Raw genomic sequence first — 26,436 nt, forward strand, 5'->3', positions numbered from 1 at the left:
ACAAATCATGACAAACACATCACAAATATCGCTCCATTTTGTAATGGAGAATATCGCATTCGGAAAAAATATCTCCTACTTTTTCAAAACCAAACTTAGCGTAAAGCGGAACGGCTTGCAGCTGAGCATGGAGATAGAGGTATTTTCCATCGGTACCCTCTGCGGAAGCTATATCGTCCAGGGTAGCCTTCACCAGTGCCTGGCCCACCCCTTTTCCTCTTGCTTCTGCCAAAACGGCAAAACGCTCCAACTTAATTCCCTTTTCCGTAACTCGCCATCGGGCCGTCCCCACTGGCACATTGTCTAAAATGGCAAGGACGTGCGTGGAAATTTCTTCAAATTCATCGTACTCTTCTGCCGGGGGCACATTCTGACCAACCACAAAAACCTCTTGGCGAATGCCAAACACCTTGTCCAATGTGCCCTTATCCGTTACCTTTTTTACGGTTATTTTGTTCATCTTTAAACTGCTCCTTTTGCTGATCATCCCGATCGTAAGCTTCAATAATGGATTTCACTAACTTGTGCCTGATGACGTCTTTCCCGCTGAGATTGACCAGCCCAATACCCTTGACATCCTTCAGGACACGTAATGCTTCCCTTAATCCGGATATTTGCTTGGACGGCAGGTCCACTTGGCTTTGATCACCATTGATAATCACCTTGGAATTTGGCCCCATACGGGTCAAAAACATTTTGATCTGCTCTCTTGTGGTATTTTGTGCTTCATCGAGTAGCACGAAAGCATCGTTCAGTGTCCTTCCTCTCATATACGCCAGCGGGGCAATTTCGATTACGCGATTTTCCTGATAAAATTTCAGTTTTTCTGCCGGTACCATATCGCCTAAAGCATCATAAATTGGCCTCAGGTAAGGATCCAGCTTTTCTTGTAAATCGCCGGGCAAAAAGCCTAAGTTTTCCCCAGCTTCTACTGCTGGCCGAGTGATAATGATCCGTTTCACTTCCCTGTTTTTCAAAGCTCTTACAGCCAAGGCCACAGCGATATAGGTCTTCCCAGTCCCTGCAGGGCCTAGGGCAAAAACCAGGTCATTCTTGTAGGCAGCATCCACCAGTTTTCGTTGGTTGGTGGACTTTGGTTTGATGGCCAGCCCCTTGTTGCCATAGACGATGATGTCATTTTTAGGGTCTTCCTCAAAGGGCACTCCTTCCAGCTCGATATATTCCTTTACATTTTCCGGAGTGACCTGACCAAACCGGTTGAAATGTTGCAGCAACATATTAAGTACATCGTTAATGCGGATGATTTCAGGTGCCCTGCCCTGAATGCGAATTTCATTTCCGCGAGAAACAATTTTGCTTTTGGGAAATGCCGCAGCGATCTGGCGGATGTTCTCATTCTCAGTGCCGAGAAAATCCAAAAGCGGAATATTTTCTAAAGTAATTACCTTTTCTACCAATCCGTTAATATGTATTTAGGGTTGTCAGATTATTCTTGCAAGAATAAAATTTCTATTTTTGTTTATACTTTACAAAAGTACAAAAATTTAATTGACTTCGTTCTATGGCCTTAGTAACATTCCTGTCAGATTTTGGAGATAGCGATTATTATGTACCTGCCGTCAAAGCTAGGATGTTATCCATTAACCCTCAGCTTCATATCATCGATATCACCCATAAGATTGACGCTTATGATATCGCACATGCGGCTTTTATCCTGCGATCTGTCTACAAGGAATTCCCCAAGGGCACCATTCACTTGGTCGCTCTCAACAGTACCAGTAGCATGACAGACGGTTTTATCGGTGTCAAACTGGAAGAACATATCTTCGTGGGACCAAACAATGGGGTCCTCAGCATGCTGGCGGATTATGATCCGGGTATCGTCGTGAAATTTGCCGACATCCATATCAAAGACAGCACCTTCCCTGCCAAAGATATCCTCGCACCCATCGCTGCTAAAGTAGCCAGTGGGGCAGCGATACATGATTTTGGTGGACCGCTCCAAGCCATCCGCAAAATGATGCCGCGTCAAATCAAAGCGACCAAAAAGCAGATCGTCGGTCATGTCCTGCGCATGGACGGGTATGGCAACCTGATCACCAATATTCCCAAAAATGTCTTTGAACAGCTCAACCCTGGCAAATTCACCCTTGAGTTTAGCCGTGAAGTGATAACCGAGCTCCATCCATCCTATGATAGTGTAGAGCCTGGAGATTGCTTTGCGTTATTTAATAGCCTTGACTTTTTGGAAATAGGCATTAATCATGGCCATGGAGGTGATTTGCTGGGATTAAAATACGACAGCCCCGTGGTCATCAATTTCCATAGGGAAGAAGAATAAAAATACAGCACAAATAACTACATGAACACTAAACACTTACCCATATCAGGGGTTATCCCTATTGAAAAAAATTAAAATTAGTAGGCTGTAGTTATTGCATAGAAAAAAATCTTTGTCCATATTTGCATCCCGTTCGGAATGGAATGGGGAAAAGCATAGTGAAAACTATCAAGCCTTGGTGGCGGAATTGGTAGACGCGTTGGTCTCAAACACCAATGAGGTAACACTCGTGCCGGTTCGACTCCGGCCCAAGGTACAAAAAGCCCCTTCAGATGAAAATTTGAAGGGGCTTTTCTATTTTTAGGCAAACCATTGGCAAACGGTTTTAATTTTCTATCTAATAAGACTTTGTCCTTTCTCTCTCTGTTTCGGGTATTTCCCCAACTCTTTCCTCTTTCCGAAAAAGTCAAAAGTTTCTCATCTAATCTTCTGACGATACAGAAAAGCCACCTTACTCCGATGGCTTTTTTTGCAATTCCTCCTTACTCAAAACCACATCCTCATAGAGAATCTTCGTCAAATCAATAGTAGGTAGAATAAACTCTTCAAAATTAGTCTTTTTCAACTTCTCGTGTAACACACCTCTTGCCGTTCCCGCAGTAATCGTTGCTAAATGCCTACATAAACCCATAGGAAGTTCTATATCACTATTTTTCTTTTTTGAAGTGTAAAATGAATTGAAGTCTTCTTCCTTAATTTCAAAATCACAAGCAACCTCTAAAATTATAAAAGGTTTTTCCTTGCAAGAAAACTGAATACTTATCCCAACTAAAACTGTTTGTTTTATGTCATCAGCCTTTATTGGAACCCCAACCTTCAACCCAACATCACAATTGTCCTCGTAATTTTCCTTCAATACCGCAAACTGTAATGTTTCGATATCAATTAATTTGAATTGAATATTTTTTTTCACTGCCATACTTAACTTGCCTCTGAATATTCATTCTGCCCATATTTACCTCTTGGATTAATAAATACAGCAGTATTAAAAGCCCCAAGCTTCTCATCAATCCTTATTTCATTAACCACTTTATACTCGGCACGTTCCTTTTTCACAACTTCTTCATCTTCTGATAAAATTGTCAACAATTGTATCCCTAAAGCTTTTTCCAATTTCACAATAGTACTGTAGGTAAAATTCTCCTCTCCCTTCACAATTTTACTTACTTGTTGAGCAGATACATTCATCTCTCTAGCCAAATCTGCCTTTCTCCAGCCAAGCTCATCTAGCCTCTCCAAAACCCTAAATGCAGTTTCTGAAGACCTCCTCAGCCAATCTCTATTCTCCCTTCTCCATTCAACTTTTTCTTTCCATCCAGATCTAGGAGACTTATTTGCTAATTCACGGATTTTCTTTTCTAGATTATTCATATCACTATATATCTAAATAGCCAAAATTCAATTCAGGATTATCTTTTTCTAGAAACCCCTTAACCAATTTAAGCTTTTTTAACTCATCATTTGTATGTTTTCTATATTCCATCCTATCTGTCAGTTTAATTGCTCCTCCTGTTACAATAATCATTGACCGATATCTAATTGCATATATTCTTAAATAGCTCTTTCTCTCCTCACCTTTTCCTTTTAGACTCTGCTTCTCATAAGATTTCTGGCCTTTTTCTCTATTATCTAATGGCTGGAATAGTTTTTCTAGTGTTGCATTTTCTTCTTGAGAGGCTGCATCATATAAAACATCAAACAATTCATTTGCATAGTCTTTTGCTTCCCTTACTACACGTTTTAAAATACATTTACCATATTTAATTTGATAGTCTCTTTGAAATCTCTTAAAAAAATCTCGCAAATATTCATTAGAAGTCCACTGATCATACAATAAACTAAGTGCATCCTCTTCATCACCATCATATTTTATCGAAAGAAGGTTATTTTTTGGAATATCAAAGGTACGAACTATTTCCATTTACTAAACCTATAAGTTTACTTTTTTGTTCAAAAATACAATTACATAAAATTTTCTTACTTTAAAAGCAGCAACAATATGAAAACAAAAACTCTGAAATTCAAGAATCATAATAAAAACTCCTTTGATGATTAATTTTAATGTTACCATTATATGGAACAATTATTAAATCACTTTTCATAATTCTTTCAATACAAACATCAAAAGCATCACTAAAAATTTAAATTCTTCTTTATATTTCACAGTTATAAAGTTTCCTATTACTGGCATCTAAATTAACTTGACGTTTGTTATGGACTAACTTGCGCAGCACTAATATACCGCAGAAACATTTTGGCATTTTCATCCATATCCTTGGGCTTATTAATATAGGATAGAAAAGTACTTTCCTTGGAATGGCCTGTAATCCCCATCAAGACCGTCGTAGGCACTTTCTCGTAGTAATTGGTAGCAAAAGACCTGCGGCAAGTATGGGAGGTAATGAGCTCATGTTTCGGGTATTTCCCCGGCTCTTTCCTTTTGGTCTCCTTATTAAACTTCTTTCCTTCCAGGATTTCGTCAAGTTCTGCTGTTTTTCCTATTTCTTTAATATACTCATTAAATTTCGCCTGGCTAATCCTATGAGGAAATCCTTCCTCTAACACCCTTTCCACTTCCTTGGTAAGGGGAACAGGAATCACCTTCCCTGTTTTTTGTTGCTTGACATCGAATACCCGGCACTCCCCAGTATCTCGAATCATCTTTTCCGTTAGTTGAAGTAAATCACCAACCCGTTGTCCTATTTCACAACCTATCAGCAACCATTTCCGAGCGTTGATCAGTGCCTCCCTTTCCAATTTAGTTTTTCTGATTGCTTCTAGATCATCAAACGTAAGCGTTACTATATTTCTCTCTTCGTTAGACTCTGAAAGGCTCTCTATTAAGTGAATCTTGGGATTGACTTTAATTCCAATTTTTTCAGCATCTTTTGCGATACTTTTTAGTAGAGATATACACTTTCCTGTGTTATTGATGGAATATTTCTTTGTTTGAAACAGCCAGCTTTTAAAACGTTCGGCAAAGGCAAGGTCTATTTCCATAAATCGAACAGGTTTTTTGAGCACTTTCTCATACTCCTGAAGGATATTTTTAAACGTTTGATAATTTTTAATCGTGTTCTCGGACAGCCCCACTTTACTCCGTCCCTTGATCTTCCTACTTGGCGCATTTTGGATAATGTAATCAAGATGACAAATAAACAAATCACTATCATCTGACTCCTCACGATTGAAGCATCGATCTATTTGCTGATCAAAAAACTCTCTGGAAAACGAAGCTCCTGCTGCTTGGACTTCATTGATCCGATCCATCAAAAAAGCTTCAAGCACCCTAAGCTGCTTGACCATTTGCTTGTTTGCTTCATCATTTTGCTTGGGATACCCCTTTGCACTACTCCAATTTCTGGGATGTATGAAAAAACCCGTTTTGCAGTAATAGGCATCTCCCCTTTTTATAGATATGGTTACATAAACCGGAACTGGTTTATCCAATTTACTTTTAAGTCGATATTTAATACTGGCCATAAGATAGAATGAGGTGTTTGCCAAAGTTACTATATTTGGCAAACCATTGGCAAACCAATTCGCTATTTTATGCTATTTATTTAAATATCATGCTATTTCAAATCTTGTTCACAAAACAAAAAAACAATCTCAAATTCATTATTACAGGGGTTTTTAAGATCAGAAAGACAGGTTTCAAAAAACGAAAAATCCAACTATTACTACTCCGGCCCAAGGTACTAAAAAGCTCTCTTTCTGGAGAGCTTTTTTTGGTTATAGTAAAACGTAATTTTTCACAAACAACTTCCAGTCCGCTCCCAAGGGAATGACCACATATTGCCCTTCCGGGGTGACCAACACCTTAGTGGGAAAGGAAGATACTCCAAACGCATTCAAATCTTTACGATCAATTTCAGCCACGGGAAAAGTATAGTCATTCTCATCCATAAAGCGGGAAAGGTTTTCAGACATAAATGAAAGTGTATAGACCAATAACTTAGGAACGCCTCCCCTTGTAAGGTTTTCATGGTAAAAAGCCTGTACTTCCGGCATCTCCTTTATACAGGGGGGACACCATGTGCCCCAAAAGTCAAACATCAGCCATTTTTCTTGTTTATCGGAAAAGTTGATCTTGTCGTGTTTAGAAAAGCGAAACTTCAAATTGGGCACCTCAGCACCTTGACTATTGATATGGGCCTGCCAGTATACCGGAAAATCCTGCTTTCCACCGTGATCGGCATAGTAGTTCATCAGCAATTTCATATTGGTATCCGATGGATAGGCAAAGGCAATCGACGCCATCTGCTCTAAGGCCGCAGCATGCTCTCCTTCTTTATCAAGCCAGGAAAAATATTCAATACGGTACTTCAAAAGCTCCATTTGACCTGTAAACAAAAAGGCATCCATCTGAAAAGCCCGCTTTTCCGCTAAATCCATCTGATCAGGACTGTATTGAGCTGATTTTCCCAAATATTCCGGATTTTGATCAAAATGCTCATAACGATAATGATAACTTTGGGCAAGCAAGTAGCGGCTCCATGCTCTCTCAGTCAAGGTGAGTTGGTCTCTATTGTCAGATTCATGACACTCGCAGGCTTCCAAGTTTGCGACTACCTTTTTGAGTACTTCCTGCTGCCGTTTCTTTGAAACAAACGGCTTGTCTTCCAACTCTTTCAAGGTCATTAGCATGTAGGTCTCCGCTTTGGAATTTGCAAATCCAGTACCTTCCTCCAGATAAGCGGTCAAATCCGTAAAGCTCTCATTTACCCTTACTGAATCATTACTGTAGCGCACCTTTCCCCACAAATACAATGGTGTCAGCATTTCCTTGATTTCGGGATCTCCCTTTGAAATAAGCACCTTTAAAAAGCTTAACACCTTGATGCCATAATCGTCTTCTATCAGCCGTTTGCTCAATACACGGTGATGAGCATCCCAAAAATAGGGGACATAGACACGGTACATCTCCAGCGAAAGCGGAAGGGCGTTCATGATTTCCTCTTTCTTCAGCTTATCACTAAGGTCATTGTACAAGGGAGCAGCTCCATTTGGCGTTTGACAAAAAGCCGAAACGCTTATCACACTTATTAACAGTACAATTAAAAATCTTCTCATAAAAGGGTTATTGTCAATTAACTATAATAACAGTCATATAATAAAGAAATAAAATTATCTGGAATAAAGCCAGCCTTAAAGACATCCATCAATGCAACCAAATTAAGCGAATGACGGCCCCCTATAAACTTGATAATCAACAGACAAAAACACTACAGCCCTCGCAAGCACAGCCCAATCCCTTAACTAGGCTGATCCTTCGATTCTGATCTGATCAGCCCCAGCTTAATTCAAGGTGCGGATTAGATTTTATCAACCACCCGCTAAAACCCAACCCTAACCTCTTCTTTTCCCTGCACATGCCGAAACAACAGGTAAATGCAGGCAATATCAAAAGCCGCTAAAGTAAATACACCAAGCAAAGTAAGAACTACCGTAATAAACATAATAGCCGTAATCAAGCCTAAGATCCCAATAGCTTGATAATGCTGCCCCAAAGACTTTTTGGACAGCACCAAGCCAATGGAAAAAGGAATCAAGGAAATCCCAAAAGCCACCACCTCCAGTACACCAAACCAAATATCTTCTGCCCCTACCACTTTACCGGAATAGATGTCAGCACCAATAATGCCTGCATTGACCAACATCACAAACACCGCCCCAAACTGGAGCACTTTGTTGTCTGTTCGCTGGCCGACCAGGTAAAAACCATAGGCAAAGGCAACATAGGAGATCAGCACAACGGTTTTAAGCAGGGTGTAATATCCGGGCTGCTGCATTTCTGTATTTGCCATCAGGGCGATTTCCCAAAGCACCTCATAAGAAGACGACAAAAAATAGATTACGCCTGCCATCCCCGCCCACCACAATTGGCGCTTATCGACTGCCGAGAAAATAGGCTTTGCTGTTGGCTGAGGCCCTTCGGGTTCATTGGCGGGCAGCTGGATATCAAGTACTTCCATGATGGTCTTTACGGTAAATGCACGCGGTGTCACTTCTCCTGCTTCGATGCGCTGGATGGTGCGCACATTGATATTACAGCGCTCTACCAGTTCTTCTTGGGTCATTCCTTTGGAAAGTCGCTGCTGCTGAATGACCTTTCCCAATTCAGGTTGTTTCATCGTTAATAGTGTTTGATTGACCATCGCAAATTGGAATATATTCATCTAATATTGCCCGAAAAACAACCGGATTTGACCCGACTTTTACCCGACATTGCGCCGAAAACCACCAATAAAGCCGTTTTTAAAATTTTCCCGCTACCTAAGCAAATACATTTTTCCATATCCTTTTTTGAAGGCTTTGTCTCCAGCCGTAGCGCGGTGCTCGACAAATTGCCCATCCTTCCGCACCAGCACTCGGTAAATATACACCCCATTGGCCAGTTGATCACCAAACTCATCCTTCCCATCCCAAGCATATTCGGAAATGTTATTGCCAATCTTTACGGGACCTAGCTCCTCTTGCAGGATTTCGCGGACCACCTTGCCCGTTACCGTCATGATCTGGATTTTTATTTCATCCGGAGGCACCGCCCCAGTCACCGTAAACACAAAACGTACACTCGTGCTAAAGGGATTTGGATAGGGATAAAAATGGGTAATGGTAGACTCATTGATCACCTCAAAGGTCACCTCATAAGGTTTCTCTCCTGCTTTATTGCCACTGGCATCTTCCGCATTGATTCGCAGGGTGTAGACACCATCCTCCAATGGCCCTGGCTGATACTCCACTTTAAAATCAGTATTTTCTGTGGCGTCAAACCACTTCAGGCTAGGATCACTGAAAGCCACCCGTTCGAAGACACAGGTTTCACAATTCCTTTTTAAATGCACTTCCACCCCGGTAGTATCCTGCTTCAGCAGCGTTTCATTTTCATCCTTCACCAAAGCCGCTATCAGAACATTGGGAGAAACAATGTCTCCATCCATGATATAGACCCCATCAAAGCTTACGTCCAGCACGGGGTTTTGGTCATCAGCAGCCACCAGCAGGTAATCTGCCAAGTCCAGTACATTATTTTTATAGGACTGTTCCAAATACTCTCTGGGGTTCACCGCCACATTGAGTGAGTTTTTTCCGGCCTTACCAAATGAATCAAATTCCAATTCAAATGCATAGGACTCCCCTGCTTTCACTGCAGGGATTTTCCGCTCAAATTCCTCGATGGAATTGTGGTTTTTATTATGCCAGGACCATCTCAGCGTAAGTGAATCTGTAAAGTCATAATTGGAAATATTCACAAATTCGAATGCTACCGTGGCCTCCTCACCTTCCTGTAAATCGAGCATTTCCTCCTTATCTTTTAACAGCAGCACCCCTTCGGGAACGCCCGTATAATTTACCTGCCACTGCATCAGTTGATGAGGAATGCGCTCTTCGGATTCCTCCAGTCTGTATTGCAACCGGAGAAATGGATACATGTCAGCGTTGATATCTTCCAGCCTTACTTCACCATCCACGATATTCTCAAAAAGTACGGTCTCTGCACCTGAGGCAGACACGCCGATCACATCAAAGGCAAATTGCTCTGCACCCAAGTCACCAACTGTTTTGGTCTGATTGTAGAATGCCGCCCAAGATGACGCAGGACCCACACGACGGGTAGCCACGCTTCCATGGTCATAAAAGCCTTTCATCTGTGTGGAAAAACTGATGGACTGCTCAGCAGCCGGCACTTCAGAAGCCTTGTCAGCAAGCACCTCCACCGCTTCACCAGGAGCCATCCCCTTTCTTCCAAAAAGGATATACGGATCACCATTTTTCAAATTACGCAAAGTGGCTTCATTGGCACCAATTTCCCGCATTTTCAAAAAAGCAGCATCCGGCCAATCCTCAAAGCCCATACTGCCCACCGAAAAAATAACGACATAATCGCCTTCCTTCAGGCCATCGATATAATCCATCAGCACGGTCTGGCCTTCCCCCGTAATCCATCCACTCCGGATGTTTTGTATGATCTGTGGCGTTTTCCCACAGCTTCGCGGATCGAGCACATCAAAATCCTCCAGCGGAATCACCAAATAAGGAGCCAAGCTTCGCTGGTCAAAAGCCATTAAGCCAAAGGAATTATTGGTGCATCGACGCTGAAAAAGGTCCTGGTTATACGGAATACCATCCAGCTCAATCTGCACTTGCCCATATGCCAGCCCTTCTGTCTGTGCCCCGAAAGTAAACACCTCCACCTCACGCTTAGTACCCAAATATTCCCATTGACCGGCTGTCTGATTGATCGTGAGATTATAGAGCTGGTCTTCTGCAAGCTGTGCAAACTCCCGCTGAATCCATCCTTCTGGGCCGTCAGGGATATACGAAAAGCTGCTCCTTGTCCATGCTTTGCTTTCACCTTCACGCTGCTCCAAAAATTTCGTACGCCAATAAAACGTAACGGTATCAGAAACATTGATTCGGTCACCGATACTTTGCTGCCATCTGGCGATCCCACGAGTGGTCACCCGTTTTTCCTTTCGCCAAGCTGAGCTAAAATCCGGCATTACATCCAGCTGGAAAACAATTGTCCTGTCCTCAGTCGCTTTGCCCGGCACCTGCGCAATCAGCTCCACTTCCCCATCATGGTGAATGGCATAGTCCAACGGACTTAGGTTTTGCGTGCCACTGGAGGTAATAAACTTATTTGCGACAATGGTATTATTGGCATAGGTAAGTTCCGGAATGGCCCTTTCTGTATTCAGCGAGATGGTAAAGACATTGTCCCCAGCGGAGACCAAGCCAACATTGGGAACGGCAAAATGTACCGTATCACGATAAAATACCGGTGCCAGTTTTTGAATATCATAATTAACTACCGTCCCGTCGGGAAGCTGCCTGCTGATCTTAAAGTCAAGTGTATCCTGATTCACAATCCCGAGATTTCGCACTACAAAACTAAGGTCCAACGTATCTGTCAAAGAGGTCACAGGTGCTCCCTCTGCATCTCCTAAATCCACCTCTTCCGCATTCAGGGAGTAATCTGCTTTCTTGGCAGGAAATATTCGTACAGCAGGATCCCCGAGCATGATCATCTGATTGGCATGGGACTGGTTAATGGAGGAAGTACCATAGCGATCATAAAATCGCTTGTCCCCTGCCAGCTTTACCTTTCCGATGGGCTGGTAAATCAAGGAGGAATCAGCAAAAGCCGCATGATAAAACGACTCCGAATATCGCCTCAAAAACACATCCACCCCAATACTGGAATGCGCCATAAAATTGGAAGCTCCCCGATCAGGAGTCAAAATCCAATCCTCACCAAAAGTATAGGCACCTCCAAAAGCATTTCCTGCATCACAGCCGTTCAGCAAGAGCACAGGGTATTTGCCCTTGTTATCATAGCCTAGCTCATCCTGACTTACGAAACCAATATCGATATCAGTAGTAGAGGTCGCCGCATGCCCAAAAAACGTCACCATGCTCACGCCTTCATTGACCTTATCGGAGATATTGATCAGCTCGACTTCTGTGTTGCTGCGTTTTCGATAAGTGGTCACCTCTCCACCAAAGTACGGCCCTTCTGCAGTGCTTTCGAATCCCTTGACAAAATTATAATATCGCTCAAGCTCAAACGCTGAAAGCCCACCACTCAGGTGAACCATATCTTTTTGCCAAGTCGCTGAAGTCCCTAGTGCTTCTTTCTCCTTTATCTTGTTCAGATAGTGATTGATCTCTTCGGGTACCCTGGCTGGAATCCTTCCCACAGCGATGTCCTCTGTCATGGAATCTCCACCATCTAATCCCACTACAAAGCGGTTGTCAGTATAAGGGTATCCGTATGTAGGGACCAAATCCTGCACAGAGAACCTCTCAGGATGGTCTCTGTAGTAGTACCTTACCCCTCCTGAATTGGTATAATTGTACATACCGTAAGCCCTCCCCATGAGCAGAAGGTATTCCGGTGTATGGCGGGCAGCATACTGGCGTAAAAATTCCTTTATGGCCAAAGGGGACTTTTCCCCGTAATTAAACTGATTGTACAGTTCCTCTGCGGTAAAAGTCAACGTTTGATAGCCACCACCTGCTGCAGACTCCCGGTACGATGCATAGGCAGCCACTGGATCGGTATTGGAGGAAGTAGCCTGCTGGAGGCTGGGATGCGTCAGGATCAGGTAATTGGCATCAGTGCCCAACAAGTCTCTAAACCGTACCTGGTCCAATACCGTTGGTTCAGCCACTTCCCGTTCTGCCTGAACCAACACTTCTGAGCTCATGGTAGTATTTCCCACCGGAATTCTTATTCCACCTGTACCTTCTTGAATCGTCAAATGAATAGGAGCATTCGGATTGGTAACATCATAGGCCAGGTATTTCTCACCGACTTGCTCCAGTTGCAATTGATATTCACCTTCGCCTAATTTTATGTGCTCATGGTCAAATTCTCCCGTTATTTTTTTCTTTTGATAGGTCAAAGAAGCGAAACTGACCGACACGTTATCGTTAGAACCTGACGTACTTACAGGGGCTATTCTCACCACCACCCGACCATCAGAACCAATATCAGCTGGCTGTAGACTGGCTGTATATTCCGTAAACGAATAGCCTTCCAATGCCACTTCTGTTACTTTCCGCAAAGCCTCCTGGCTAGCGCCTACATACACCTCCACGAGATGGTCAACGCCCGACCTCCCCACCATTCCCAGCTTGATCGATGCGGAAAATTCAGTTGCCATTTCCCCAAGGTTTTTGAAAACAATGTCCTGGACATTGCCACGGGTGATCACAGGGCCGGTCCATCCCTGCCCTTTATCATAAATTCCCACGTGCACGCCCAATGAATAAGTCTGGCCCAAGGTGTACTGATCCGAAAAAATCTGAGTCACTTCAGTTTCATATCTTATCAAATTAGCCGCGTCAGCAGGTAGATTTTTATTGGCCATCCTTTTACCAATCTGTCCTGGCGTGACAGTAAGAAAAAACACGGTAGCATCGCTGTGGTTATTATACAGTGGATTGGCCATGTGTGATGGATTGGGGTAAAGGGGCCTGTCTGACTGCCCGTCATTGCGTTCACCAATAAACTCCACATAATCCCCCTGGTCAAATCTACCGTCAGCTTGCCCATGGACATAAATGGCTACTTCTTCACCACGATGGAATAATCTCAAGGTACGTGGATCCACACTGGAGGGGTTCATTCCCGATGCTGAAAGTGCGGCAAAGCTGATCCTGTAAATCCCATCCGTGGTAGTTGGGATTTTATAATAAGTTTGGGAGTAATCGATCCATTCGGTTTGCCCTTTGGCCACCAATGCCCAAATCATCATCAGGAGATATAGGAAACTAGCTTTTCTCATTGACATTAATTTTCTCCCCACCCTTTGTGCAACCGAAAACCTTCCCCTAACGGCTCTAAACTTACCTTTAGGCTAAACACATGGGTGTAGGGCGTTTCGGAAACATCCCCAATATCAGTCAGTGCATAATCGATGTATGCTTTTTCGTTCAGAAAAACTCCCAAACCAAAACTTGGCTTGAAAGAAAGAGATTCTACACCGTCAAAATCTTTGATGTACTGAAAATTGCTCACGCCACCTCTCAGGTACGCCACCTGCTTGTATCCGAATTCCATACCGACCTTAGGGTCAATGCTCATGGCTGAGGTACTGATGATGGTATTCCGTCTACCATCAAATGTCATATTTAAATCCAAAACCGCCTGAGCCGTAAAATTGTCCTGCACATTTACCGTCTTTGACAGACTTAGTATAGCCTGTGGCAGCGTCAGCTCAATCGAGTTTTGGGGAAGTTCATTATCTGTTTCTGCATAGATCTCCCGCACCATTTCTGCATTATGGGACCAAGCATTAAAAGTCGTTGTCACATCCCGCAGCATGACCCCAATTTGCCAAGTATCTGCCAAAAAAATCCCTCCTACATCAAACCCAAAACCCCAAGCGTTGGCAAATTTCCCAACATTTCTATGGATGATTTTGGTATTGATCCCAGCCTTGAACACATCACTGAAATCCCTGGCATACGAAAGTAAAAAGGCGTAATCTGCTGCATTAAAAAACTGGATATTATCATAATTTAATGCCCCATTGGCATCGTATAAAAAACGGGTATCCGGGATATCATCCACCCCAAACCTGATCAATGAAACGGCTACCTGGTTATCCTCCTCGATATTGGTAGAAAAGCCTGCATAATCGTACTTGGCAATTCCGGCAAAATACTCCGCATGCATCAGGGAAAATTCATATTTATGTTCAATGGCCAGCAAGGCTGCCGGATTCCAATAAGCTGCTGTCACGTCCTTCACTGCGGATACTTGCGCTCCCCCCATACCCAAGGCCCGCGCACCCACGCCAATATTCATAAATTCATTGGAGTACTTCGGCGTAATCCCCTGCGCCACCACATCCATACTGGCAAACAGCAAAACCAAGCCGAATAAAAAATGTTTCAATGCAGTGATTTTCAATTTTTCCACAGCTGCAAAGTAAAAAATAATTTAAGAGAAACGAACAACTCATATTTAAATTATAAATCTTCATTACAATTTCCGGACTGTTCATTACCGAACAAACCCTGTTCACTAAAAATACACCATAAAAAAGGAATAAGTACCGAAAAATTAGTCGAAAAAAAATCTAAAAAAAAAATTCATCGTCACTAGAATCGACCCAAACAGGCCTTAACAGGTGTTTTACAGGCCATTAATTCAATTCTTGTACATTAAAAACATCCTTTGATGACCCAGTTTTATGCAATGCAAGGTAGCTGTTTTAACTTTGGTATTGTTTTTCGGCATAAGATTAGGGAAATGAATTGACTAGGCAGGAAGTAGAAAACGATGTAAATGAGTCACCCTGATTTCATCTACACTAAAAAGGAAAATTTGATGAAAGCATCCAACACACAAATACAAATGCGGAAAGGAATCTTAGAATTCTGCATCCTGCATATCATATCCCGGGGGGAAGTATATGCCTCCGATATGATCGAAGAGCTGACAGAAGCAAAATTAATCGTAGTAGAAGGCACGCTCTATCCACTGCTCAACAGGCTAAAAACAGCGGCTTTGGTCTCATACAAATGGGTAGAATCGGAGTCTGGACCTCCCAGAAAGTACTATTCCATCACCCCGGAAGGAAGTCAATTTCTCGACCAACTCAGCGGCACTTGGAATGACCTGGTCAACTCTACCACATTAATCACCTCGAAAAAATAAGGCCATGAAAAAGACTATTAGCATAAATATCAGTGGCATCCTCTTCCATATTGAAGAAGACGGCTATGACCACCTTAAGAAGTACCTGGAGTCTATTAATAAACACTTCTCACACTATGAGGACAACCAGGAAATCATCAAGGACATCGAAAACCGCATCGCTGAGATCTTCCTTAGCAACCTGAAGAACAACAAACAGGTCATCACGGCCGAAAACGTAGATCGACTGATCGAAAAGATGGGTACCATCGCTGATTTCAAGGCAGTGGAAGAAGAAAAGACTCCCGAAACCGACACATCCCAAGAAGCAGAAAACGGCGACAGTGAATTTTATAAATACATCACCCCTCCGGATCAAGAAGCGGGAAAAGGCTATAAAAAACTCACCAGGCTGGAAAGGAGCAAAATCCTAGGGGGCGTCTGTGCCGGCCTGGCCCATTACCTGGCCATCGATCCCCTATGGACTCGTCTGGTGGCGATCCTGCTGCTTTTCAGCGGGGAGTTTTCCCTTCGCAATTTTGATTTATTCCCCTGGGATTGGAATATCTCCCTTTCCTTGGGTTGGTGGGCTGTATTGGCCTATATCGTGCTCTGGATCATCCTGCCGGTTTCCTATGAAGAACCCGAAGATAAAAAGATAAAAAAGCTCTACCGAAATCCCGACGACAGGGTAATCGGTGGTGTCAGCAGTGGGCTGGCTGCATACTTTAAGATAGAAGTACTTTGGGCACGATTGGCTTTTGTGGGATTAATATTCGCTGGTGGTGCGGGACTGGTGATCTACCTGATTCTTTGGATCATCACCCCGATCGCAAAATCCATTACTGAACGGATCAAGATGAAAGGTGGTGAAATCACCCTGAGTGCCATCGAAAGCACCATTATCGAAAACAGGCAAATTCCTGAGCCTCCCATCCAACCTAGAAACCAAAAATCCTGGTTGGCACCATTCCGGTTTCTGGGGGACTTGATCAATGGCCTGGGAAAGGCCCTCGGCCCCTTCGGTAGGTTTATATTGGACGTGATCAGAGTGGCGTTTGGATTGCTCATCTTCTTTATTGGACTTATCATCACGCTAATACCACTGGCCTTCTTAGGAGCCTATTTTGAGTTTTTCACCAACGACAGCCTTCGGTACATGGTAGATAATATACCAGTGGAAATGCTCTCAGAGTTCCTTCCCATTTGGCTGGCCATGGCCGTAAGCGTGGTAGTATTCATCCCTGGGCTTATCCTCACCCTACTCGGCATCAGCGTGATCATCAGAAGGAGCTTAATCGAATCAAGGTTTGGACTGGTTTCATTCGGCATCTGGCTGCTGAGTATCATGGTCTGTGCCTTTCAGATTCCCAAGACCATTGCGGAATTTAAGGACGAAGGCAAGTTCACTACAGAAACCGTCCTTGATCCCAAAGGGAGCGTATTTATATTGCAGGGAGGTGACCGCGAGCAGACCATGGATGAACTTGAACTGGTCCATATTCGGCTAAAGGGCACCGCTGACAGCACGGTACTTTTGGAACAAGACTTTAAGTCCCAAGGAAGCTCCAGGACAGATGCCATCAAAAATGCCAAAGCTATCCAGTACGATTATTCCTTAGAAGATTCCGTCCTTACTTTCTCCCGTACATTGGAGTTTGCCAATATGGCCAAATTCCGGGGCCAAAACCTGAACCAGACCTTGCACATTCCTTACAACCGTCCTTTTGTAATGGACAAATCAATGATTTCAATCCTCAAAAACACCATTTACGCCAATGGCTACAAACTGAAGGATGTCACCAAGCACAACTACTGGGTGTTTAACAAGGACGGATTGCTCTGTCTCACATGTAGTGATGAGCACAAGCAGAGCCAGGCCGACAGCCTTTCCAGGGTAAAATTTAAAGATTCATTCTTCTTAAAAGAATAAATATTCATATTCGTTGATTTGATTTTTGAAAAGGCAAGTGTGGCGTCACACTTGCCTTTTACTTTTTATCCTTCTATCTTTTACAAACGATAAAATACTATGGACATCAGGGTGAAATTTTTAGGAGGTGCCCAAACCGTGACGGGATCTCGTTACTTGTTGGAAATCGACAAAACCAAAATACTTATCGATTGTGGACTTTTTCAGGGGATCAAGGAATTGCGCCAGCGCAACCGTGATACCTTCCCCATTTTGGCATCCGAAATTGATATGATCTTGCTAACACATGCACATATCGACCACTCTGGCTACTTACCAAAGCTGGTAAAAGAAGGATTCAAAGGACCAATATTACTTACAGAACCTACATTGGATTTGGTCAAGATTCTCCTTCTGGATGCAGGAAAACTCCAAGAGGAGGAAGCGGAATATGCCAAAAGAAAGGGATATTCCAAACACGAAGAACCTACCCCACTCTATACCATGGAAGATGCCGAAGAGGTGTTTGACCAGCTTTCTCCCATTAGCTTTGACCAGCCCATTAGTCTTACGCCTTCAGCTACACTGACGGCATATAATGCCGGACATATCCTGGGAGCGGCCATCCTCAAAATCCAAGTAAATGGTGAACATCAGACCAAAACCATCGTCTTTTCAGGCGATCTTGGCCGGTACAATGACCCGCTACTCAATCCGCCCATTGGACTTCCCAAGGCTGACATTCTATTTATAGAATCCACTTATGGGAATCGCACCCATGAATCCCATTCCCCCGAAAAATCATTGGCAAATGCCATCAATGCAACGTACCAAAAAGGTGGAGTGTCAGTAATTCCTTCTTTTGCCGTAGGACGGACACAGCTGGTCCTTTACTACTTGTTTAAACTTCAGCAAAAAGGCAAGATCCCGCAAATCCCCATCTATGTGGACAGTCCAATGGCAATAGACGTAACCAAACTTTATAAGGACTATTTGGCCTACCACCGCTTAGGGCCTTCATTGCAAGAAAACGGTGCAAATCCTTTTTCCCATAAACACCTCCACTATTACCAAAACCAAGAAGCCTCCATGTCCCTAAACAACCTAAGAGGAGATGCGATCATTATTTCGGCAAGTGGCATGGCCACCGGAGGGCGGATCGTACACCATTTATATAATCGTTTACCAAATGAAAATGATAGTATTATTTTCGTAGGCTATCAAGCAGAAGGTACACGCGGGAGAAAACTTCTGGATGGGGAGGAAAAAGTCCGGATGTATGGTATTGATGTGGCTGTAAAATCCTCCATTTACTATATCGATGGATTAAGTGCCCATGCAGACCAACAGGAACTGCTCCGTTGGGCCGATTGCATTGCCGACAAGCCTAAATTGACCTTTGTGGTTCATGGGGAGCAAGAAGTATCCACAGCATTTGCCCAAACCCTTACGCAAGAATTTGGCTGGAATACCATTGTTCCGGATTACCTGCAATCCTTTGAACTATTTAATGGAATTTGATTTGGCACAAAATGTGTTAACTCCAAGCTAACATTCACAAGAAAACATAAACCATGAAAACCAAGCAAGCATTATCACCCGTCTTTTTTTCTCTTTTTGCCACCGCTTTTATTGCTGTGCTCCTATGTGGATGTAAAGCACAGCGAGTAGATACACAGGGAGTAGTCGGCCAGGTGTATTGGATTGAAGGAAACCAAATGCCCACGATCACAGACGGTGACAACGTAACTCCCGCAAAACCCGAAAGAAAAAAAGTAAAAAGGACCATCCGCATTTATGAGCGCACCCACATCAACCAAGCCACCATGGGAGATCATCTTTTTAAGGATATCGAAACCCCAATGATCGCCGAGATAGAAACAGAAGAAGATGGTAGTTTTGCCATTGGACTTGCCCCTGGTGCCTATTCGATTTTCACGGTTGAGGAAAATGGATATTTTGCCAATGTCTATGACCTGGACAGCTACATCCAACCCGTGGAAGTAAAGGAAAATGAATGGAACAACATCCAAATCCTGATCAATTACAAAGCAGCTTATTGAGTAGGTCGAGTTAAATATTAAAAGAAGGGGAAGTTTGTGGGTTTTATTTTTTAGAAAAACGTCGCTACGAACTTGGGATCAAGCAATATTTCTGGGAGATGAGAGATTTCCAGGTGGTTTTGGTAAGCATATTTCTCTTTAATTTAGCAATAGGAATGCGTGCTCCAGCATAAAAAAATTGGCGCAAATCTTATTAATCTGCACCATCTGCCTGCTATCGAAACCAACCCTAATCCCCCGAACTTTTTCGCTTGATTCCGAACTTGTCCGGAGCCAAGCAAGGCTAAAGGGACAATTTGTGCGATGGAAAGAGCTTACACCAAAGACATCATTCCGCAATAACTACCGAATAAAGAGGCTGAACCCAGATTCAGGTTTGTAAAAAGATACATCTGTGGTTAATTCATCTCCTAGTGGAATAACATTGAAGCATTCCAATCAGTAAAAAAACCTATTGCTCGCTAGCTTCCATATACCTAATATTTTTTTTGAAAAAAAATCCCAATCCCCATGCAACCCTTTTTGCTTAACTTGTATCTACCTTATTGAAACCCACCTATTGCCAGTTAAAAGGCAGAGGGCGAATTTCAAAAACCTTTAGAACGAACATTTTCGAGGGAACGCAAAAAGCATGTTTATCAGAAAAACTTTTACCACTGAATCCGCCATCATACAAGGGTGCCTCAAGGGAAATCGCAATGCCCAGAAGCACCTGTATGATCAATATTCAGGAAAGTTTCTGATCATTTGCCGACGGTATATCAAAGACCGTGACTTAGCCGAAGATGTCATGATCGAAGGGTTTATGAAGATATTTGAAAAATTGGAGCAGTATGAAGGCAAGGGCAGTTTTGAGGGATGGATGAAACGCATAATCGTCACCCAATCACTGCTTACGCTTAGAAAAAACCAAAAACTGTCCATGGAAGTAAACCTGGACTACGAACTGGAGACGAGCTTGCCTCGATACGAGTTTGTGGATATGGAAACCAACGAACTGTTGGAAATGATCCATGAATTGCCACTCGGCTACCAGACGGTTTTCAACCTGTACGCCATAGAAGGATACAGTCATGCAGAGATCAGTGATCTTTTGGGGATTTCGGAAAACACATCAAAATCCCAACTCAGCAGGGCCAGGGCCATGCTAAAACAAAAAATCACCCAGTTACAATTAAAAGAAAGGAGAATCAATGGATAAGCAGAAAGATCCCATAGACGAATTGTTCCGCGACAAGCTGGAGCAACATCAAGAAAAGCCAAGCGGTTTGGCTTGGGAGCGACTGGAATCCCAACTGGGACCAGGGAAACCAAGCAACAAATGGGGCTGGATAAGCGTGGCGGCCATGTTTATAGGCGTCATGGGCCTAGCCTATCTGCTCTGGCAATATGCACCTGCCGAACAAGCCACAGCACCGCAAATCGCTGAAAAAACAGTCGAAAGACAGCAGGTTCCGAATGAAAGTATCAATGCTCCTTCGCAACCGACAATTACTGACCAACCTGCTTTGGCGGAAGCTCCAGCACCTGTTACTGCAGAAGTGAAGACAAAAAGTAAGCAAACATCGAAACAACCTACTGATCAAACACAACCGAAAAGGACTTCGAATGCACCCGTGAAGCCGGTTCAAAAAGAAAGCTTACCAATAGCTGACCATAACGTAAAAAACACCCCAATGCCCAAAGCAGATGTGACGACGCTACCACAACGTGAAGTCCCGGAGCCAAACATAGCGGAACTTATTACTGAAAATACCACGACGACACCGACGGAAGAAGAGTCCGTTTCCTATAAAGTAAGGATCAAGTCCAGTGGCCTCAGCGAAAAACCAAAGAAGGAAAAATTAGTCGAAGAAATCGGCGATAAGATCAATACACTAGGTGGCCTATTAGGCAAAGTAGACCAGGGATACGCAGACCTGCAGGATGCAAAAAACAATCTATTTGCTGCACTGATCACCAAAAACGAAACCAAATAAGCAATAACATTAACTTTACGAACGATGAAAAGATACCTTTTGGCCATGATTCTGTTGGCCTTAGCACACACTTCCTTTGCCTCAGGAGGGACCCACAGCGCTTTCACGGCGGCAAAAGACAGCATTATTGTGGAATACGGTCATTCGGGGAAAATCGTCATCCTTGTCGATAACAAGGAGGATTTCGAAAAATTAAAAATTCTGGATGTCAACCAGATCATCAATGAACTGGACTTGGAACTGGATGAAAACACAGGCGACCTTACAGTGGTAGAAGTCGGTGATAAGGACGGCCATAGCAAAGAAATCGTCAAAGTAGAAGAAGGCGGTGCCGAAACGGCCGTTTCTGTGGGAAGGATAAAAGTGATCGTGGACGAATCCGGCCCCACTACCAAAGTCCGTGTGGAAAAAACCAAAAAACCCGAACCCAGTTTCAGGACATATTTTAACGTGGACCTGGGTATTAACAACTACCTCAGAAGCGGTGGAGGATTCCCCACTTCCGACCAACCCTATGCGGTCAAAGGCTGGGGCAGCTGGAATGTAGGACTTAACCTGATGGCCAGCCAGCGCTTATCCAAAGGCTTCTATTGGGATTTTGGCCTTGGGGTACAGTGGTACAATTTCAAATTTGAAAACCGGGATTACCAGGCCGTCCGTGGTGACCAGGGCATTGACTTCATCCAACGTACCGATGTGGACGGATTCAAAAGCAAAGTATCTGCCTCATACCTCACGGCCATGACCCTGCTGAAGTTGGACTTTGGCCGCATGAACGATAATGGCCATAAGGGACTTAAAATTGCCGCTGGACCTTATTTCGGCTATCGCGTAGGTGGTAGAAGTAAGTATGTATATCGCGAAACAGGAGGCTCTGGAAGACATAAAGACAAGCTAAACACCGGTATCTACCTGAATAACATCCGCTACGGCATTCGTGGTGAAATCGGTATTGGCCGCGTCACATTTTTCTCTACTTACGACCTAAACGAGCTCTATCAAGATGGAAATGGCCCTTCCGGGGAGTCCCTGCATCCAATTACCTTTGGCCTTGTTTTCTAATCAATCATTCCAACACGCTAAACACAATACCATGAAAAATCTTTTAACACATATCAGCCTGGTTGCTTACCTGTTTTTGGCTGCAAGCACGGTGGCCCTTGGCCAAACGAAAATTGAAAAGAGCTTCGAAAACATCCATAAATTGGATATCGAAGGCGGTAGCATTGAAATTTCCTATAAAGGGGACGCTGGACAAGAGCTTATCGAAGTAGTGGCAGATTTGGGCAATGACGAAGATGCAGGCAAAAACCTGGTCTTTGTGACCATTGGCAATACCCTCAAAATCTCCTACCAAACACCTCCTAATAGCTGGAAAAACAATAACAAAGGCAAAAGATACGTGCGGATCACAGGACCTGAAGCAATCGACCTAAGCGCCGTCAATTCTTCAGGAAAAATGTATATCAGCACGGTAAAATCAGACAAAATCTACCTTAAAGCAAGTTCCGGTATGATAGAAGCAGAAGACCTTACCGGCGATCTGGACATCAAGGCATCTTCTGGAAAGATATCCGTAAAACGTGTAACCGGAAATGTTCTCTGTAAGGTAAGCAGTGGCATGGCAGCACTTGAGTACATCAAAGGGAATACGGATATCACCTCCAGTAGTGGAAAAATTGAAGCCAATCACATTTCCGGCGAGGTAAACGTCAGCGTTACTTCTGGCAGTGCTTCCCTCGAGGACATCTCTACTGTTGGCAGTATGAAACTGTCTTCTGGCCATGTAAAGGCCAAGAAAGTGGGATTCGGCCCTAACACCAGCTTTCATGGCAATTCAGGGGCTTTTCATATCAAAGCCAATGCGGACTTGGCCATGTATAATTACGACTTGAGCGCTGGCAGTGGCATGGTCAAAGTCGGCGGAAGTAATTCCAGTGACCACTTGGTCATCAACAACCAAGGAGCTTATACCATTACCGGAAAAATCGGATCAGGAATGATTTCTATCGAGTAAGCATCGATTTACCCTTTCGCTTCTAAAGCAAGAGGCTGTCCCATAAGGTATTTAAAACAACCCTTTGGGACAGCCTCTTTTGTTTAATATCTGTATCTATCCTTCCCGTATTCTAAACGCCTCGATAGTCGCTCGGTCTTCTCCCTTTAGCCGTAACAAGCGGATGATTCTATCCGGGGTAGGCTTGGCCAGGGAAGTCAGTACCAGTGTCACCGCATATGCTACGGTAAACCCGGGGTTTTCATAAACGATCAGGCCAAAGGCGCATAAAAATCCTGCCACAAAAAGCTGCCAAAAACGGGCCATAGTCATCTTGCAGTACTGCTGTACTTTTTCTTCCAAGGGTATTTCCGTACTTCTTAACTGCTTGACACCTCCGTTAAACTTGAAATAACTAAATGCCAATAGCAGTGGAATCCCCACCAACAGCCCCATACTTAACCAAAGTGGAAAAGTAGGAATGGGCAATTCCATATTGCCACTGGTAGTATACAGGTAAGCAAAGGCAAAAGCCGGCAAGGGAATCGCGATCAAGATCAATATATTCCTTTCCAGCTCCCAATATTTCTTTTTCATTTCCATGATATTTATCCTATATCCACTTTCACATCACCTGTCAGCGGATGTGACATGCAGCAAAGAATATATCCTTCTTTCTTTTCACCGTCTGACAGCCCTGCATCTTGTTCCATTTTCACTTCGCCGCCAGTAAGCTTGCCACGACAGGCTGTACACAATCCACTTTGACAACTATAGGGCATATCATAACCTTCATCCAAGCCTGCTTCCAAAATCGACTTTCCTGGAGGCACCTCAAAAGTATGCTCCTCTCCCTCTAGGTTAATGGTCACCTCCCTGGTCAAAGACGGCTGAACAGAGGAAGATTTCTCTACTTCTTTTTCGGCTTCTTCGGAAGATGATGTATAGAAACTTTCCCTATGAATATTGTCATGCGGCACATTTAGCTTTAGCAGTGCCTCTACGCTCGCTTCCATCAGTCCTTCCGGACCACATAGGTAGTAAAGCTCCTTGTCGGCTTCCGGGAAATGTTTCTCGGATAAAATCTGTTCGATCATCTGTTCATTTAGTCGGCCCTGCAGACCAGACCATTCACCTGAAGGCCTGGAAAGCGTATGCACCACTTCAAGACGGCCTTGTTGCTCAGCCACTAGCTTTTGAAGTGACCGATCAAAAATCACCTGCTCCTCCGAACGGTTACAGTAAATCAATGTCACTTGGGACAGCGGTTCATTGATCAATACTGATTTGGCGATCCCCATGATAGGAGTAATGCCACTTCCTCCGGCGATCATGATGAAATGGTTTCTGTTCTTGGAATGAAAGTCGGCCGTAAAATGTCCCATTGGCTTCATCACCTCAATGGTCTTTCCCGGTTTGATAGACTCATTGACGAAATTGGAGACCACACCTCCCTCGATCCTTTTTACCGTAATGCCTGGATGTGGATCCACGTACGGCGAAGTACAAAGGCTGTATGAACGGCGTTCTTCCTTGCCATTAATGTCCAGGATCAGTGTCAGAAACTGCCCAGGTTTATATTCCAAATAGGGCTCTGGCTGCTCAAAATAGATCGAAACGGCATCTGGGGTTTCTCGCACCACTTCACGCACTTTTAAGGACAAATATTGACTACCTCTTTTCTTCTCTTCTTTATTCTTCTTAAATAAATTGAATATCATTGCTTTATGTCGTATTATAATACACGCTACATTTCTGGCTTCAAAATTAAGACCGATTTTTTAAAAACCATTTTAATCGCCAAGTAAAATCCCATTTTGCGCCGCATTATCGATTAGGCATGGGATGGATAGCACTAATGTATAATTAAGGTTAAAACACATCGTATCGAAAGAGGTTCATATTCCAGTAAGAAAAGGGCTACCCAGTAAAAATATTTTTCTTCTGCTGTAGCGTTTTTACATAAGGTTACGTTTCGAGAACAAAACCTACATAACAGAAAGAGAGTAAAATAGATTAAACCAACGTAATTATGTTAACGCGATTAAACAAAATCAATTTATCCACCAAGTGGAAGAGAAGTCTAGGACTTATCCTCCTTGCGCTATCACCCCTTCTGATCACCAGCTGTCTGGATGATGATGACACCGAATACTATGACGGTCCATTGGCCTATGTTTCCTTTTATCACGGTTCGCCAGAAACCGGCGCAGTGACCATCTATGCTGATGGTGTCAGTAAACCTCCTTACAGCACCTACGACTTTAAGTATACTGATTATTTCAACTATGCCAATTTCTATACCGGTGAAAGAACGCTTTCCTTCAAAAACAGGAACGCCAATAATTCCCTTCTGGACACCACGGTAAGCCTGGAAGAAAATCAAGTGTATTCCTTCTTCTTCATCGACGGAGAAGAGTCTGATATGGACATCGTACAGGCTGAAGATGAGTGGGATTCACCTGCAGAGGACAAAGCTATGGTCCGTCTGGTAAACCTGTCTCCGGACTCACCTGCACTGAACCTGTACATCAATGATAAAGAAACGCCAACCTTTGAAGGAGAAGCCTTTAAAAGTGTCACGGATTTTGTAGAGATTGATGCTGACTTGACCACTTTCACAGTGGAAGGAGCCGGAGAGATCAACTTAACAGCAGAAGATCTTGATCTCCGCGCCGAGCGCGTCTACACCGTTATCGTCAGGGGATATGTCAATCCCGAAAGTGGATCTAACTCGGAAAAAGACCTTAGCATCCAGGTAATCAGAAATTACCCCAACTACTAAGATTTAGCTAAACCAACATATTTAATTGTTTGAGAGGCTGCCCTTTTGGCGGCCTTTTTTTATGAAGTAGCAATGCCCGCAGGCCCTTCGGCATCGCTCAATAATCGCTAAGTATCAAGACATTCATTTGCTTAGGATCGGTTTAAGTCTGGAACTAACGTGGAATAGTGACAGTTTCCAACCATAAAATGGCTGACTTAAGCAGATACAATCATTCAAGGAACAAGATGATATCAA

General features: G+C 43.5%; 22 protein-coding genes and 1 tRNA gene. 11 read left to right on the top strand and 12 right to left on the bottom strand.

Going from position 1 to position 26,436, the window contains the following annotated elements; all coding sequences use genetic code 11:
• Positions 1–19: 19 nt before the first annotated feature.
• Together FKX85_RS01690 and FKX85_RS01695 are read right to left on the bottom strand one after the other, a co-directional pair.
• The gene (locus tag FKX85_RS01690) at positions 20–460 is read right to left on the bottom strand and encodes a GNAT family N-acetyltransferase (RefSeq protein ID WP_141613089.1); all 441 of its coding nucleotides are present in this window, start codon (positions 458–460) and stop codon (positions 20–22) included.
• Positions 426–1,418: a PhoH family protein gene (locus tag FKX85_RS01695; protein WP_141613090.1), complete on the bottom strand. Its 993-nt coding sequence runs from the start codon at positions 1,416–1,418 to the stop codon at positions 426–428. The genes FKX85_RS01690 and FKX85_RS01695 overlap by 35 nt, the downstream gene beginning before the upstream one ends.
• A gap of 104 nt (positions 1,419–1,522) precedes the next feature.
• Between FKX85_RS01695 and FKX85_RS01700 the strand changes: the two genes are divergently transcribed.
• Both FKX85_RS01700 and FKX85_RS01705 read left to right on the top strand, forming a co-directional pair.
• The gene (locus tag FKX85_RS01700; protein WP_141613091.1) at positions 1,523–2,302 is read left to right on the top strand and encodes an SAM hydrolase/SAM-dependent halogenase family protein; all 780 of its coding nucleotides are present in this window, start codon (positions 1,523–1,525) and stop codon (positions 2,300–2,302) included.
• A gap of 172 nt (positions 2,303–2,474) precedes the next feature.
• A tRNA-Leu gene (locus FKX85_RS01705) sits at positions 2,475–2,558 on the top strand.
• Positions 2,559–2,753: 195 nt separating this feature from the next.
• Here the strand turns inward: FKX85_RS01705 and FKX85_RS01710 are convergent.
• From FKX85_RS01710 to FKX85_RS01745, 8 genes are all read right to left on the bottom strand, one after another.
• On the bottom strand, positions 2,754–3,221 hold the full coding sequence (locus tag FKX85_RS01710) for a hypothetical protein (RefSeq protein WP_141613092.1): 468 nt from the start codon (positions 3,219–3,221) through the stop codon (positions 2,754–2,756).
• Positions 3,222–3,223: 2 nt separating this feature from the next.
• Complete coding sequence (locus FKX85_RS01715) at positions 3,224–3,673, bottom strand: helix-turn-helix transcriptional regulator (RefSeq protein ID WP_141613093.1); 450 nt, start codon at positions 3,671–3,673, stop codon at positions 3,224–3,226.
• A gap of 4 nt (positions 3,674–3,677) precedes the next feature.
• On the bottom strand, positions 3,678–4,223 hold the full coding sequence (locus FKX85_RS01720) for a hypothetical protein (RefSeq protein ID WP_141613094.1): 546 nt from the start codon (positions 4,221–4,223) through the stop codon (positions 3,678–3,680).
• 290 nt (positions 4,224–4,513) lie between these two features.
• Positions 4,514–5,785, bottom strand: a complete 1,272-nt coding sequence (locus FKX85_RS01725; RefSeq protein WP_141613095.1) for a tyrosine-type recombinase/integrase — start codon at positions 5,783–5,785, stop codon at positions 4,514–4,516.
• Positions 5,786–6,037: 252 nt separating this feature from the next.
• Positions 6,038–7,378, bottom strand: a complete 1,341-nt coding sequence (locus tag FKX85_RS01730; protein ID WP_141613096.1) for a TlpA family protein disulfide reductase — start codon at positions 7,376–7,378, stop codon at positions 6,038–6,040.
• A 263-nt stretch (positions 7,379–7,641) separates the two neighbouring features.
• Positions 7,642–8,439, bottom strand: coding sequence for a helix-turn-helix domain-containing protein (locus FKX85_RS01735; RefSeq protein WP_229239731.1), 798 nt, complete (start codon positions 8,437–8,439; stop codon positions 7,642–7,644).
• A 138-nt stretch (positions 8,440–8,577) separates the two neighbouring features.
• On the bottom strand, positions 8,578–13,605 hold the full coding sequence (porU2, locus tag FKX85_RS01740; protein WP_141613097.1) for a putative type IX secretion system sortase PorU2: 5,028 nt from the start codon (positions 13,603–13,605) through the stop codon (positions 8,578–8,580).
• Positions 13,606–13,610: 5 nt separating this feature from the next.
• A complete protein-coding gene (locus FKX85_RS01745) occupies positions 13,611–14,720 on the bottom strand; it encodes a putative type IX sorting system protein PorV2 (RefSeq protein WP_449390383.1) in 1,110 nt (369 codons plus the stop codon).
• A 435-nt stretch (positions 14,721–15,155) separates the two neighbouring features.
• On the opposite strand from FKX85_RS01745, the gene FKX85_RS01750 reads away from it, so the two are divergent.
• The 8 genes from FKX85_RS01750 (at position 15,156) to FKX85_RS01785 (ending at position 23,435) form a co-directional block, all read left to right on the top strand.
• On the top strand, positions 15,156–15,485 hold the full coding sequence (locus FKX85_RS01750) for a PadR family transcriptional regulator (RefSeq protein ID WP_141613099.1): 330 nt from the start codon (positions 15,156–15,158) through the stop codon (positions 15,483–15,485).
• A gap of 4 nt (positions 15,486–15,489) precedes the next feature.
• Positions 15,490–17,397, top strand: a complete 1,908-nt coding sequence (locus FKX85_RS01755; protein ID WP_141613100.1) for a PspC domain-containing protein — start codon at positions 15,490–15,492, stop codon at positions 17,395–17,397.
• Positions 17,398–17,496: 99 nt separating this feature from the next.
• A complete protein-coding gene (locus FKX85_RS01760) occupies positions 17,497–18,897 on the top strand; it encodes an MBL fold metallo-hydrolase RNA specificity domain-containing protein (RefSeq protein WP_141613101.1) in 1,401 nt (466 codons plus the stop codon).
• A 53-nt stretch (positions 18,898–18,950) separates the two neighbouring features.
• Entirely contained in the window at positions 18,951–19,439 is a 489-nt protein-coding gene (locus FKX85_RS01765) for a carboxypeptidase regulatory-like domain-containing protein (protein ID WP_141613102.1), read from the top strand.
• 631 nt (positions 19,440–20,070) lie between these two features.
• Positions 20,071–20,640, top strand: coding sequence for an RNA polymerase sigma factor (locus FKX85_RS01770; protein WP_141613103.1), 570 nt, complete (start codon positions 20,071–20,073; stop codon positions 20,638–20,640).
• The gene (locus FKX85_RS01775; RefSeq protein WP_141613104.1) at positions 20,633–21,418 is read left to right on the top strand and encodes a hypothetical protein; all 786 of its coding nucleotides are present in this window, start codon (positions 20,633–20,635) and stop codon (positions 21,416–21,418) included. Before FKX85_RS01770 ends, FKX85_RS01775 begins: the two co-directional genes overlap by 8 nt.
• Positions 21,419–21,442: 24 nt before the next feature.
• A complete protein-coding gene (locus tag FKX85_RS01780; RefSeq protein ID WP_141613105.1) occupies positions 21,443–22,480 on the top strand; it encodes an outer membrane beta-barrel protein in 1,038 nt (345 codons plus the stop codon).
• Between the two features lie 31 nt (positions 22,481–22,511).
• Positions 22,512–23,435, top strand: a complete 924-nt coding sequence (locus FKX85_RS01785; protein ID WP_141613106.1) for a DUF4097 family beta strand repeat-containing protein — start codon at positions 22,512–22,514, stop codon at positions 23,433–23,435.
• A gap of 96 nt (positions 23,436–23,531) precedes the next feature.
• Here FKX85_RS01785 and FKX85_RS01790 read toward each other — a convergent pair whose 3' ends face one another.
• Both FKX85_RS01790 and FKX85_RS01795 read right to left on the bottom strand, forming a co-directional pair.
• Positions 23,532–24,011 carry a hypothetical protein gene (locus tag FKX85_RS01790; RefSeq protein ID WP_141613107.1) on the bottom strand — a complete coding sequence of 160 codons (480 nt, stop codon included), beginning with the start codon at positions 24,009–24,011 and terminating at the stop codon, positions 23,532–23,534.
• A gap of 11 nt (positions 24,012–24,022) precedes the next feature.
• Complete coding sequence (locus FKX85_RS01795) at positions 24,023–25,135, bottom strand: ferredoxin--NADP reductase (protein WP_210416895.1); 1,113 nt, start codon at positions 25,133–25,135, stop codon at positions 24,023–24,025.
• Between the two features lie 311 nt (positions 25,136–25,446).
• On the opposite strand from FKX85_RS01795, the gene FKX85_RS01800 reads away from it, so the two are divergent.
• Positions 25,447–26,199, top strand: coding sequence for a DUF4397 domain-containing protein (locus FKX85_RS01800; protein WP_141613108.1), 753 nt, complete (start codon positions 25,447–25,449; stop codon positions 26,197–26,199).
• Positions 26,200–26,436 lie beyond the last annotated feature (237 nt).

The organism is Echinicola soli, from assembly GCF_006575665.1.
GTDB lineage: Bacteria > Bacteroidota > Bacteroidia > Cytophagales > Cyclobacteriaceae > Echinicola > Echinicola soli.